The organism is Psychrobacter sp. GTC18467 (genome assembly GCF_055397455.1).
Genome location: NZ_AP038920.1, coordinates 104,143 through 116,611, shown reverse-complemented (window position 1 = coordinate 116,611; position 12,469 = coordinate 104,143). Strand labels below are relative to the sequence as shown.

10 protein-coding genes are annotated in these 12,469 nt (G+C 46.2%); 7 read left to right on the top strand and 3 right to left on the bottom strand.

Annotation, left to right across the window (positions count from 1 at the left end):
• Nucleotides 1–368: 368 nt before the first annotated feature.
• Both ACZ5XY_RS00395 and ACZ5XY_RS00390 read left to right on the top strand, forming a co-directional pair.
• On the top strand, nucleotides 369–1,757 hold the full coding sequence (locus tag ACZ5XY_RS00395; RefSeq protein WP_464743645.1) for a solute carrier family 23 protein: 1,389 nt from the start codon (nucleotides 369–371) through the stop codon (nucleotides 1,755–1,757).
• 204 nt (nucleotides 1,758–1,961) lie between these two features.
• Nucleotides 1,962–2,939, top strand: a complete 978-nt coding sequence (locus tag ACZ5XY_RS00390) for a WG repeat-containing protein (RefSeq protein WP_464741925.1) — start codon at nucleotides 1,962–1,964, stop codon at nucleotides 2,937–2,939.
• 90 nt (nucleotides 2,940–3,029) lie between these two features.
• Here ACZ5XY_RS00390 and ACZ5XY_RS00385 read toward each other — a convergent pair whose 3' ends face one another.
• Both ACZ5XY_RS00385 and ACZ5XY_RS00380 read right to left on the bottom strand, forming a co-directional pair.
• Entirely contained in the window at nucleotides 3,030–4,046 is a 1,017-nt protein-coding gene (locus ACZ5XY_RS00385; RefSeq protein WP_464741923.1) for an alpha/beta fold hydrolase, read from the bottom strand.
• Nucleotides 4,047–4,059: 13 nt separating this feature from the next.
• Nucleotides 4,060–4,224, bottom strand: a complete 165-nt coding sequence (locus ACZ5XY_RS00380) for a rubredoxin (RefSeq protein ID WP_464741921.1) — start codon at nucleotides 4,222–4,224, stop codon at nucleotides 4,060–4,062.
• 369 nt (nucleotides 4,225–4,593) lie between these two features.
• Here ACZ5XY_RS00380 and ACZ5XY_RS00375 point away from each other — a divergent pair, with 369 nt between their 5' ends.
• Nucleotides 4,594–5,133: an adenine phosphoribosyltransferase gene (locus ACZ5XY_RS00375; protein WP_464743643.1), complete on the top strand. Its 540-nt coding sequence runs from the start codon at nucleotides 4,594–4,596 to the stop codon at nucleotides 5,131–5,133.
• 93 nt (nucleotides 5,134–5,226) lie between these two features.
• Here ACZ5XY_RS00375 and ACZ5XY_RS00370 read toward each other — a convergent pair whose 3' ends face one another.
• Nucleotides 5,227–6,168: a transaldolase gene (locus ACZ5XY_RS00370; protein WP_464741919.1), complete on the bottom strand. Its 942-nt coding sequence runs from the start codon at nucleotides 6,166–6,168 to the stop codon at nucleotides 5,227–5,229.
• Nucleotides 6,169–6,472: 304 nt separating this feature from the next.
• Between ACZ5XY_RS00370 and pheA the strand changes: the two genes are divergently transcribed.
• The 4 genes from pheA (at nucleotide 6,473) to rarD (ending at nucleotide 12,433) form a co-directional block, all read left to right on the top strand.
• Nucleotides 6,473–7,651 (top strand): prephenate dehydratase, encoded by a 1,179-nt coding sequence (gene pheA, locus ACZ5XY_RS00365; protein WP_464741917.1) that lies wholly within the window; start codon nucleotides 6,473–6,475, stop codon nucleotides 7,649–7,651.
• 82 nt (nucleotides 7,652–7,733) lie between these two features.
• Nucleotides 7,734–8,849, top strand: a complete 1,116-nt coding sequence (gene hisC / locus ACZ5XY_RS00360) for a histidinol-phosphate transaminase (protein WP_464741915.1) — start codon at nucleotides 7,734–7,736, stop codon at nucleotides 8,847–8,849.
• 65 nt (nucleotides 8,850–8,914) lie between these two features.
• Nucleotides 8,915–11,254, top strand: a complete 2,340-nt coding sequence (locus ACZ5XY_RS00355) for a bifunctional prephenate dehydrogenase/3-phosphoshikimate 1-carboxyvinyltransferase (RefSeq protein ID WP_464741913.1) — start codon at nucleotides 8,915–8,917, stop codon at nucleotides 11,252–11,254.
• Between the two features lie 237 nt (nucleotides 11,255–11,491).
• The gene (rarD, locus tag ACZ5XY_RS00350; RefSeq protein WP_464741911.1) at nucleotides 11,492–12,433 is read left to right on the top strand and encodes an EamA family transporter RarD; all 942 of its coding nucleotides are present in this window, start codon (nucleotides 11,492–11,494) and stop codon (nucleotides 12,431–12,433) included.
• Nucleotides 12,434–12,469: the final 36 nt, after the last annotated feature.

Genomic DNA, 12,469 nt, shown 5'->3' with positions numbered 1-12,469 from the left:
TAAAAATCAATATCATAGCGCTATTATAACGCCGAATTGTACCAAGATAAAATGCTGCTTAAACGGTCATAACTATGAGTTAAATTATAAGTTAGTTAAGACTAAACTTTTAGTAATTATAGAAAGTATAAACGATACGACCAATTAAACCTATGCCAAAGTAGCGATTTATTTTTTCCGAGCGGATTGTTTTTTCAAAGTCAGTTGACGACGCAAATTTGACTTTGGCAGTCAACTTGACTTAAGAAGAAACGCTTTAGTTTGCGGATAATTTCCGTTAAGATGCTCAGCGTTGATGCCTGTGTAACATCCTGTAAGTATTGGCAGCAGGGTGATAATCGCGTTAACCCCAACTTGCATAGGATTTTATTATGACGCCCCCCCAATCTTCCTCAAATGCTGACCCAGTGGCGCAAGACCTTGCCCCGCAAGCGCTAACAAACCACAATCCTGATTTTGACAATGGCCGCTGGTTTCCGACTTGGCGGCCTTTTTTTGGTGACTTGGATAAAAATCCGGTTGGCATTAATGAGTATTTGCCGCCAAGCAAAAGCGTGTTGCTTGGCTTTCAGCACACCTTTGCGATGTTTGGCTCAACGGTTCTTGCGCCGCTGTTGATGGGGTTTGACCCTAATTTGGCAATTTTGATGTCAGGGTTTTGCACGGTGATGTTTTTTATGATTACCGGCGGTCGCATGCCAAGTTACTTGGGATCAAGCTTTGCCTTTATTGGTCCGGTAATTGCGGCAACGGCTTATGCAGGCTCGAGATTTAACGCCAATTTAAATATCGCGCTTGGCGGGATTATGGTTTGCGGACTGATTTACGCGGCTGTTGGGCTGTTGGTCATGAAAACCGGAACGGGCTGGATTGAGCGCTTGATGCCGCCGATTGTGACGGGCGCTATCGTGATGATTATCGGGTTAAATCTTGCTCCTGTAACCATTCAAGGCGTTTCGGCAAATCAATTTGATGCTTGGATGGCGGTGCTGACCGTGCTTTTGATTAGTGGTGTGGCGGTCTTTACCCGTGGTATGCTGCGCCGGTTGTTGCTACTGGTGGGCTTAATTTTGTCCTATATGGTTTATTTTGTGATGACCAACGTGCTTGGACTTGGCGCGCCGATTGATTTTAGTGGCGTAAGTAATGCCGCTTGGTTTGGGCTACCCACGTTTCATAGCCCAAGCTTTAACATGAGTGCCATTGTGCTGATTGCGCCGGTTGCCTTTATTTTAATTGCCGAAAATCTAGGGCATTTTAAGGCGGTTGAGGGCATGACGAAAACCAAAGTGACGCCGTATATGGGTCGCGCCTTTTTTGCTGATGGTTTTGCCACTGTTTTTTCAGCAGGGTTTGGCGGAACGGGCGTGACCACTTACGCGGAAAATATCGGCGTCATGGCTGTGACTAAAGTCTATAGCACGACGATTTTTGTGGTAGCCGGACTGGTGGCGATTTTACTTGGTTTATCGCCCAAATTTGGCGCGATTATCCAAACCATTCCCCCAGCGCTTTTGGGCGGCGCGTCGATTGTGGTGTTTGGTTTGATCGCTATTGCTGGCGCGAAAATCTGGATCGATAGCCATATCGATTTTAGCAAAAATAGCAATTTAATCATTGCGGCGGTCACCGTCATTATGGGAACGGGCAATTTCAGCTTGCATTTGGGCGGCTTTGATTTAGGCGGCATCGGTACGGCAACGTTAACCGCGATTGTGTTAAATGCGCTATTTAACCGGCAAAAAGGCGCTGAGTAAAAATTTGCCCATAACCGCTGCAACAAAATTGATTTGAACTCGACAGCTTTGTGTCACAATTGGCTTGCAATTTAAGTTGGCAATAAAAGACGGATTTGTTAAGCTTGCGCCTTGATTTATAACCAAATTTTGGAGGCGGCGGCTATTAAACGTTTAACTTTGTTTTCTTGCTTAACCTTAATAGCAACGATAGTACCACTGGGTATGACTGCCCAAGCTGCCAGTTGTAAACTGCCCAAAAGCTATTTTAAGCATGTCAGCTGCACCGCAAGTGCCGGCTACTTTTTGGCAACTAAAGATTATGGGGCGCCGGTGGCACTGATTGACAATCGCGGTAAAACCGTGGTTGATTTGATGGGCTATCAGCGCGCTGATGGCAAGCGCTTGGCTGAAGGACTGCTGCCTGTTTTACGCGGCAATCGGGTCGGCTACGTCAATCTGCAAGGTCGCGAGGTCGTCCCGCCGATGTATGATACCATTAGTGAAGGGGGCAGCTTCGCTCGCGCCGCCTCAGAAGGTAAAATCGTGGTCAAAAGAGGCGGCGAATTTGGCGTGATTAATACCCGTAATCAAACGGTCGTGCCCTTTTCAAAAGCCATCAGTAATATTGATGATTTTAATGATGGTCATGCAAGGGTTTATAAAGGCAAGGCTATCAGTTGGGTGAATAATAATGGCAACCCAACGGCGGACCCGACAAAATATCGTGATAAGGACTTAGAAAATAAGAGCTTAGAAAATTTAGCGGCAAGCAATAAACCAAATAGTTCGCCTTCTAAAAATTCACAAGAAGCCGTGACGCCAAATCAAGCTCAGCAAAAGCCAACTGCGCCAACTAAGCCGCCTTTTACTACCCTGCAAGCGCATCAGCAAGATGGTCGTTGGGGCTTTGTTGATGATGAGGGCACGATTATGATTACCTATTCATTTGATGAGGTTCGTCCATTTTCTGAAGGTCTGGCGGCGGTTCGTATTGCTGATGAGTGGGGCTTTTTAAACCTAGGTGGCGACTTGGTCGTGCCGTTTTCATTTCAAAACTCAGGGGAAGTTGCTGATTTATCCAACAGCTATCTTGGCGCGCCGTCGTTTGTTTTTAATCAAGGTAAGGCTTGGGTGGCAACGGTGAATGGTCAAAAGCAGTGTATTGATAAAAAGTTTGCTGAAGTTGCTTGTGATTTTTAAAGCTTTTGATTTTCAAGTAATAAAAAAGCTAAACAATAAAAAGCAAAGCAATAAAAAAGCCATGACAGCAATTATGGCTTTTTTTAAGATTTAGCCTAATAAATGATTGCGAATTAAATCGGTCAAATACGGCTGATAATACGCCGGAATGTCATGCGCCATACCATCAATCAGATGAAATTTGGCATTAGGAATGGTTTTGGCAACCACGCGACCTTGTGACGCCGGAATCAAGCCATCTTTGCTGCCGTGAATCACAATCGTTGGTGCTTTGACTTGTTTGCTAAAGCGGCTGATGGAGCCTGACGATAAAATGGCGTTTAACTGCTGAACCGCGCCAAGGGGGTGAAAACTGCGCTGATAGCGAAGCTTGGCAATCTCGCGAACGGTTCGGACATTCACGTGACCGGGCGTTCCAACCACTTTCATAAACCAAACGCTATGGCGAATAATATCGCGCTCTGAGTGGCTTTCAGGACGATTAATAAGCGTATAAAGCTGCCGCGCTTTGGGCGGTCTTAAAAAGGCGCGGTTGGTGGTGGTAAATAGCAGCGCCATTTTATCCACCAAGCTTGGGTAGCGCGCCGCGACGATTTGGGCAATCATACCGCCCATCGATGCCCCAAGCAAATGCGTATGACCAAGGTTGAGCGCTTTAATCAGCCGAACCGTATCTTCTGCCATGTCCGTTAAATTGTAAGCCACTTGCTTTGATTTATTGGACAGTCCTGCTTGCACTCTTAGCATCATTTTAAATTGACTGACTTGCGGTAAGCCCTCGATTTGCACTTTTGAGGACAGCCCAACATCACGATTGTCAAAGCGAATCACAAAAAATCCGGCGTCAATCAAGCGCTTGATAAAATCGTCCGGCCAAAAGACCATTTGTGAGCCAAGTCCCATGACGAGCAGCAGCGGCGGGTTGTCAGGATTGCCGCCCGCCTCAACGCAAAGCTCAATACCATCACCGATATCAATCATCGTTTGAAACAGATGGTCGCTTAAATCAGAGGCGCGCCAGTCATGCGCCCCAAATTTTTGCCAATCAGGAGTTGGAAAAAAGGCTGTTTTTTCCTGACCGCTGTCATCATGGGCAGTTTTGGTCATAAAGATTCCCTAATTAAATCTCAACCATCTCAAAATCAAGCTTGCCCACGCCGCATTCAGGGCACGTCCAGTCCTCAGGAATGTCTTCCCAAAGCGTTCCTGGGGCGATGCCTTCTTCAGGGCAGCCAAGCGCTTCATCATAAATCCAGCCGCAGACAATACATTCAAAACGTCTCATACTTTAATCCTATCTATACCATCAAAGATATTGCCCAAAGGGCGCAAAAAGCGCTCGTAGTTTAGCATAGAACGCGGCTTTTGCGAGTTTAGTTTACAGCTGTATATTGAGATGATGAGTTCATAATCAAGGTTTTTGGTTTAAAAGGAGTAAAAAATAAGACCTGTCGCCTCACTATAATTAAGAAAATAAGGGATTTTGACCCGCTATTATTAAAAATAATTATTGTTGCCCTGTGAAGTCAATTCAATATGCTAAAATATAAATTGATAATTTGGTATCGCATCATTCAAGCGCCTTACTACCAAGTTATTCAAATGAGCGCAGTACCATCAAAAACAAAGGTTAACTATGAGCATAACTGACGATATGGCTTTGGCAACACCAACTAAGCTAGAGCATCCCGACCATCCATTTTGGCAAATCATCCGAACCGTTCCCGATTTTCCGAAAGCCGGCATTGATTTTTATGACATCACGCCGCTGCTGCGAAGCCACATTAACGAGGTCATTGATGCGTTACTTGCCGCATTACCAAGCGGCTTGATTGATGAGATTGATTGTCTTGGGGCAGTTGAAGCTCGCGGCTTTATTTTTGCAAGCCTTTTGGCAGGGCGGTTGGGTAAAGGAATGATTTTGCTTAGAAAACCGGGGAAGCTGCCGCCACCGGTTGCTAATAAAGCTTATGCGCTCGAGTATGGCAAAGACACCCTTGAGATGCAAAATAACTTGCCGCCTGAGCGCGTGCTTTTGGTCGATGATATCTTGGCAACGGGCGGCACATTAATGACCGCTTACGAGCTTTGTAAATCAGCAAATCATGAAGTGGTTGGCGCGCTGGTGCTGCTTGATTTAATCGACCTTCACGGTAATTTTCCGGTGCCAATTTATACCGTATTACAACGATAAGTAATTAGAACTTTAATCAAAAAAAGCGCTTTGAACTGCGATAAAAAGGTTTCAAAGCGCTTTTTTATGGTTATGAAAGTTGCATTAAAAATATCAACTACGAATTGCGGCAAGCGTTTGCGCCAACTGCTCGCGGGCGCTGATAAAGCCGTCAATACCTTTTGGCAGTAAGGCTTGGGTCACTTTATCTTCTTGATAAGCTTGGTTAAATGCCGTTTCGGTTAAGCTTAAGCGCTCGCCAATCGCGTTAGTGCTGACCATATTCGGCGACAATTGACGGCTGACGGTGGTGTCAAGATGGGAAAGCTCATCAAGCAAATCAGGAGAAATGGTGAGCAAATCGCAGCCGGCAAGCGCTAAGATTTGTTCAACCGAGCGAAAGCTTGCGCCCATCACTTGCGTTTTGTAGCCGTGCTGCTTGTAATATTGATAAATGAGTTTGACCGATTGCACGCCCATGTCATCGGCAGCAGGAATATTTTGGCGATTTTGCTCACTTTTTTGCCAATCTAAAATCCGACCAACAAAGGGTGAAATCAAAGTCACGCCGGCATCGGCGCAAGCAACCGCTTGATGCTGACCAAACAGCAGCGTTAAATTGCAATGAATGCCTTGTGATTCAAGATAGCGCGCCGCCTCAATCCCTTGCCATGTTGCTGCCATTTTAATTAAAATGCGCTCAGGGTCGATGCCCGCTTTTTGATAGGCGTCCATAAATTCAAGGGCTTTATCAATGGTCGCTTGGGTGTCATAAGACAATCTGGCATCAACCTCGGTTGACACGCGACCTTCAATAAGTGCCAAAATATCGCAGCCAATTTGAACGGTGAGGGCGTCAATCACCGCATCAACGTCGCCTTGGTGGCGGTTCATGGTGTCGGCAAGCATCGCTTGGTTGTCCGGATGGATAAGTGCTTTGGTAATAAGGCTTGGGTTGGTGGTCGCATCAACGGGCTTTAGCCGCGCAATGGCGCTCAAATCGCCGGTGTCGGCAACGATGGTGGTCATGGTACTTAATTGGTCAAGAGCGCTCATTGATTGTCCTCATGGTTATAGTTTTTTATAAAGTGATTTTTATTAAATGGTCTTGTTATCAAATGAATGACGCAAAACCGTAGCTTGCCAAAGCTTGTCCTAACTTTAGCACAGTTGATAGGGCTTAGGTCAAGAGCAGTGCTGATGGCTGACAGACTTTTAAATAAATTGCTTGCGATGGTATGGGCACGCTGTTTAGATTTTGTTATAGTAGGATGATGCTTGGGTAACCCGCCAAGCGCTATCACGGAAGTTATCTTAAAAACACCCTAAAAAGTAATCGAGCCAATAAGGATTATCAGACATGAGCGAGCAGCCAGCAGCGCCACAATCAGAATCATTGCACCAAGACTCACTTGCTGCCAGCAACACCTCAACTGACCAAGAGTTTTTGACCCGATTGCGCCAAAAAATCGATGCCGTTGATTGCGAAATTCAAACGCTGATTAATAACCGTGCCAAATTGGCTCAGCAAGTGGCAATGGTTAAAAAAGATGAAGTTGCTAAAGACCCAAAAGCCAATAAAGACCCTATTTTTTATCGTCCTGAGCGCGAAGCTCAAGTCTTAAAAGCAGTGATGGCACGAAATACGGGTCCGATTGCTGATGAAAAAATGGCGCGACTGTTCCGCGAAATTATGTCCGTTTGCCTCGATCTAGAAGCGCCGCAGCGCATTGCCTTTTTAGGACCTGTTGGCACGTTTACCCATGCTGCTGCCTTAAAGCATTTTGGTAAAGCGGCGGACACCATTCCATTAACCACCATTACTGACGTATTTCGCGAAGTGGAAGCAGGAACGGCAATGTATGGCGTCGTTCCCGTTGAAAATTCGTCTGAAGGCGTTGTCAACCATACCCTTGATGGCTTTTTATCTTCAAGTTTAAAAATTATCGGCGAGGTAGAATTGCCGATTCACCAAAACTTTTTGGTGGCTGAACATACCAAAGTCGATGGCTTAAGCCGGATTTACTCGCATCAGCAGTCGCTTGCTCAGTGTCGCCACTGGCTTGATGTGAATTTTCCAAACGTTGAGCGCGTTGCCGTATCAAGCAATGGCGAAGCTGCCCGCCGCCTTAAAAATGAGTGGCATTCGGCTGCCATTGCAGGGGACGTTGCTGCTGCTGAATATGGTTTGCATAAGCTTTATAGCAACATTGAGGACAACCCAAGCAACACCACGCGCTTTTTAATTGTCGGTCACGAGGCCGTTGCGCCGTCAGGTCAGGATAAAACCTCGATTGTAGTTTCAGCTCATGATAAAGCCGGCGCGCTGATTGAAATTTTAAAACCGCTATCGCATCACGGCGTGTCGATGACCAGTATCGAAACACGACCTGAGCGCCCGAACAAGTGGGCTTACGTGTTTTTCATTGATATGGAAGGTCATATTGATGACCCCAATGTCAGCGCTGCAATTGCCGATATCAGACCACTGGTTAAAGAAGTTCGCGTTTTAGGCTCGTACCCAAAAGCGGTGCTGTAAGTTGTTTTTTGATACAAAATAGCATTGTTATAGCGTCTGACCACTTGCCAGCTTATGTTCATTTGCCAATTAGGGATTTAATATGCCAAAAAAAGAGGCTCAAGCGATAACTTCGGCGTATTCAAGCATTGAGACGTTGGCGCCTTATCAAATCGGCAAGCCCATCGAGGAGCTGACCCGCGAGATGGGGGTAACGGATGTGATTAAGCTTGCCAGTAATGAAAATCCTTATGGCAGCTCGCCGCTTGTCACCCTTGCGATTACCCAAGAGCTTGCTAAGCTTGCGCGCTATCCGGACGGCAATGGCTTTGGTTTAAAGCAAAAGCTTGCTGATGTTTATGATGTTAGTCCTAGCCAAGTCACCCTTGGCAATGGCGCCAATGATATTTTGGATTTACTAGCGCGAAGTTTTGTTGGTCACAAAGATGCTATTGTTTATAGCCAATTTGCGTTTATTGTTTATGGCATGCTAGCAAAAGTTCAAGGGGCGCGCGGAATTGAAGTTCCGGCGCTGCATTTTGCTCATGATTTAAAAGCCATGGCGCAAGCGGTCATTAAACATAGCAACACCAAAATGGTATTTATTGCTAACCCAAACAACCCAACGGGAACGCTATTGGAAGTTACTGATATTCGCAACTTTATCAAAGCAATTCCCTCATCCGTGCTTGTGGTTATTGATGAAGCTTACGTTGAATATTGCCCAACTGCCAACCATAAAGTGCTGCTTGATGAGTTTGCTAACGTCGTGGTTGTTCGCACCTTTTCAAAAGCGTTTGGGCTGGCAGGGCTGCGAATTGGCTACGCGCTCAGCTCTAAAAGTGTTGCTGAAATTCTCAACCGCGTTCGTCAGCCGTTTAATGTCAGCCGACTTGGTCTTGCTGCCGCCGCTGCTGCACTTGACGATAGCGCCTTTATTGAGCGCTCTTATCAAGCAAATATTGAGCAGCGCCGCTGGCTTGGCTCGCAGTTTGACGCGCTTGGTCTTGGCTTTATCAAATCGGCTGCCAATTTTATTATGGTTGAGGTTGAAAATGCTTCAAAAGTTAATCAGGCGCTGCTGGCTCAAGGGGTCATCGTTAGACCGCTGCAAAACTATGGTCTTGATAACTGGCTTCGGGTGAGCGTGGGAACGCCTGAGGACAATTTGCGCTTGATTGATACGCTGCGCTCGATTTTAAATAATGATGATTTGTAACAATAGCTTATAAAAACAGTTTGTAACAACAATTGGTAACAACAGCGGTAAAGGTCATGCCAACGATGCAAAGTTCGCCAGATTCAAAGCAGCACTTAGAACAAAACCAACCGTTATTTAACAAGGTTTGCGTGATTGGTCTGGGTTTAATTGGGGCAAGTCTGGCGCAAGCGATTAAAGACCGTGGATTAAGCCATTCAATTGTTGCGGTTGACAAGCATCAGCCAAGCCTTGATGAAGCAATGGCGCATGGGCTTTTAGATGCCGGAAGTGGTCAGCTTATTGAGGTTGCTAAAGACGTTGATTTGATTGTCATTGCCACGCCGGTGCAAACGGTAAATGCCATTTTTGCCGATATTAAAAACGCAATGGAAAATGGCATTTTAAGTGAAAATTGCCTGATTAGTGATGTTTGTAGCACCAAAGTCAATGTCATTGAAGCGGCTGCGGCAGTCTTTAAAACCTTGCCGTCAGGATTGGTGCCGGCGCATCCGATTGCAGGGGCAGAAAATTCAGGCTACCAAGCCCGCCGAGCGACTTTATTTGTCAATCATAGTGTGATTGTTTGTGAGCTTCCAACCTCAAATTCTGAAGCTGTTCAGCAGGTTGTGGCGCTTTGGGAAGCGGTTGGGGCAACGGTCATGACGATGAACGCGGCGCACCACGATACGATTTTGGCGCATACCAGTCACTTGCCGCACCTGCTTGCTTTTAATTTGGTTGAGCAATTGGCAAGCCACAATGACAATTTAGATATTTTTCGCTATGCTGCAGGCGGGTTTCGGGACTTTTCGCGGATTGCGGCAAGTGACCCAAAAATGTGGCACGACATCTTTTTTGCCAATAAAACCGCGCTGATTAGCGCCCTTGATGAATACCGCGATTATTTAGCGACATTGCGACAACTGATTATTAATAATGATTCAACCGCCCTGATGGGACTTTTGGGCCGCGCGCAAGCCGCACGGAGACATTTTGGCCATATGTTAGCCAGCACGCCTTATACGGATACCTCTTTCATGTCAGCATCTTATCATATTACCCCAAGCAACACCGTTTCTGGAACCATCACCGTGCCCGGAGACAAGTCCATCTCGCACCGAAGCATCATGCTAGGCAGTCTTGCTGAGGGCACGACGCGCGTTAGCGGCTTTTTAGAAGGTGAAGATGCGCTTGCCACCTTACAAGCTTTTCGCGATATGGGCGTAAGCATTGAAGGCCCTAACGAGGGTAATGTGGTCATTCATGGCGTTGGCATGAAAGGTTTAAAGCCAAGCAAAACGCCGCTATATATGGGAAATTCGGGCACCAGTATGCGCCTGCTTGCGGGGATTTTGGCGGCGCAAGACTTTGATAGCGTGTTGACGGGTGACACCAGTTTAAACAAACGCCCGATGGAGCGGGTTGCAAAACCTTTACGTGAAATGGGCGCGATGATTCAAAGCACCGGTCAACAGGGCACGGCGCCTTTGAGCATCACCGGTCGCAGTAAAGCCGGCAAGCCATTAACCGCCATCAATTATCAAATGCCAGTTGCTTCTGCACAAGTGAAATCAGGAGTGCTTCTTGCAGCACTTTGGGCGGAAGGTACGACCACGATTACCCAACCGGAAGTCAGCCGCGACCACACCGAGCGCATGCTTTCAGCGTTTGGCTATGAAGTTAAAACGAAAGGTAATGAGATTAGCGTAACCGGCGGTGGAACGCTTAAAAGCTGCAATATCGAAGTCCCTGCGGACATTTCCTCAGCCGCGTTTTTTATTGTTGCCGCTGCTATTAGCCAAAATAGCGAATTGACCCTAACCCAAGTAGGCATCAACCCAACTCGAACTGGCATCATTGATATTTTAAAATTGATGCAAGCGGACATTAAGCTTTCTAATAAAACTTACGTTGGTGAAGAGCCGGTTGCGGATATTACCGTTCGCTCATCGAACTTAGTTGGTATTAAAATCCCTGAATCGCTTGTGCCGCTTGCTATTGACGAGTTCCCAATTTTATTTATCGCTGCTGCTTGCGCGGAAGGTCAAACCATTTTAACTGGTGCAAAAGAGCTTCGCGTTAAAGAATCCGACCGCATTGCCGTCATGGCAGATGGCTTAAAAGCGCTTGGCGTAGAGTGCACCGTTACTGAAGATGGGCTGATTATTGAAGGTCAGGGCAGCCACGGTCAGGCGACCAAAGTCATTGGCAATCATGTGGACAACAGTGCGCCTATTTTTGGTGGGGCGAATATTAAATCACAGCATGACCACCGAATTGCCATGAGCTTTGCCGTAGCCAGCCTTCGTGCCTCAAAACCCATCACCATTGAAGGCGTTGAAACGGTCAATACCAGCTTCCCAGGGTTTGCGGAGTTGGCAAATCAAGTGGGAATGAATATTGAAGTAAATTCTGAAGACTAATTTATAGCATTAAGTGGTCGCTTATTGTTTCTTTCGCGACCATAAATGAATCGACTATAAATCAAGCCAGTTATAGTCATAGTTACGGCATAGGATTGCCGCAAAAAAGCAATGGGTTGGCACAAGTTTGCTGGCGCATTGCTTTTGCCTTTTTCGCCTAAGGACAGCGATTGCGCTTAAGCTGAGGGTCAATCTCAAGCTTGGCTTATTTTTTGTAATAACAAGTTGTTTTGCCTTATGAGTTCCAAAAACGTCACCAAAAAACCCATCACCACCATTCAAACCTCGCGCCGAGGTATCATTACCGCGCTTGGTGCCTTTTTTATTTGGGGTGCCTTTCCACTTTATTTTAAGCAGTTAACTGATTATGATGCCGTTGAAATCATTGGTCATCGCATCATTTGGACGTTCGTTTGTCTGCTTGTGGTGATTGTTGCGGCAAGGCGTTGGCAGTGGCTTTCTGTGTTAAAGCAGCAGCCAAAATGGATTGCGCTGACCTTTATTTCAGGACTAATTATCGCCACCAATTGGCTAACCTACGTTTGGGCGGTCAATCATGACCATATTTTAGAGGCAAGCTTGGGCTACTTTATTGGTCCTTTGGTAGGCGTGGCGCTCTCAATGGTGCTGTTTAAAGAGCGGCTGCGACCTTTGCAGTGGGTGGCTATTGGCTTTGCGCTTGTGTCAGTCATTATCCAAGTGGTCATGCTTGGCAGCCTGCCTTGGGTGTCGCTGATTTTGGCGATAAGCTTTAGCACCTACGGCACGATTCAGCGGCAAACCCCGCTTACCGCCATTGATGCGATGTTTGTTGAAACGGCAATGCTTGTGCCGATTTGTATTTGGTGGTTTTGGCAGGCGGGGGTGGCAAGCAGTCAGCTGAGCTTTTGGTTTACCTCAAATATTTGGCTGCTGATGCTGGCAGGTCCCATTACTTTGGTGCCATTACTTTTATTTAACTATTCAACCAAACTTGTGGCCTACAGCATTTTAAGCTTTATGAATTATTTAACGCCGACCTTTATTTTCTTTTTAGCCATTTTTTATTATCATGAGCCGTTTGACAGCCACCGCTTGGTTGTTTTTGGTTTGATTTGGTTTGGCCTGCTGCTGTTTAGCATCGACTTGTGGCGACATCGACCCAAAAAGTTGGCAAATTCGGTGCAAATTGCACAATAGCATGGCGACTTTTGCCGTGATAGATTATGATAATTG

Excerpts from the sequence above, each read along its gene's own strand:
- ACZ5XY_RS00390 (WP_464741925.1), top strand. The coding sequence starts at position 1,962 with ATGACTGCCCAAGCTGCCAGTTGTAAACTGCCCAAAAGCTATTTTAAG.
- ACZ5XY_RS00385 (WP_464741923.1), bottom strand. The coding sequence starts at position 4,046 with ATGACCAAAACTGCCCATGATGACAGCGGTCAGGAAAAAACAGCCTTT.
- ACZ5XY_RS00380 (WP_464741921.1), bottom strand. The coding sequence starts at position 4,224 with ATGAGACGTTTTGAATGTATTGTCTGCGGCTGGATTTATGATGAAGCG.
- ACZ5XY_RS00375 (WP_464743643.1), top strand. The coding sequence starts at position 4,594 with ATGGCTTTGGCAACACCAACTAAGCTAGAGCATCCCGACCATCCATTT.
- ACZ5XY_RS00370 (WP_464741919.1), bottom strand. The coding sequence starts at position 6,168 with ATGAGCGCTCTTGACCAATTAAGTACCATGACCACCATCGTTGCCGAC.
- pheA (WP_464741917.1), top strand. The coding sequence starts at position 6,473 with ATGAGCGAGCAGCCAGCAGCGCCACAATCAGAATCATTGCACCAAGAC.
- hisC (WP_464741915.1), top strand. The coding sequence starts at position 7,734 with ATGCCAAAAAAAGAGGCTCAAGCGATAACTTCGGCGTATTCAAGCATT.
- ACZ5XY_RS00355 (WP_464741913.1), top strand. The coding sequence starts at position 8,915 with ATGCAAAGTTCGCCAGATTCAAAGCAGCACTTAGAACAAAACCAACCG.
- rarD (WP_464741911.1), top strand. The coding sequence starts at position 11,492 with ATGAGTTCCAAAAACGTCACCAAAAAACCCATCACCACCATTCAAACC.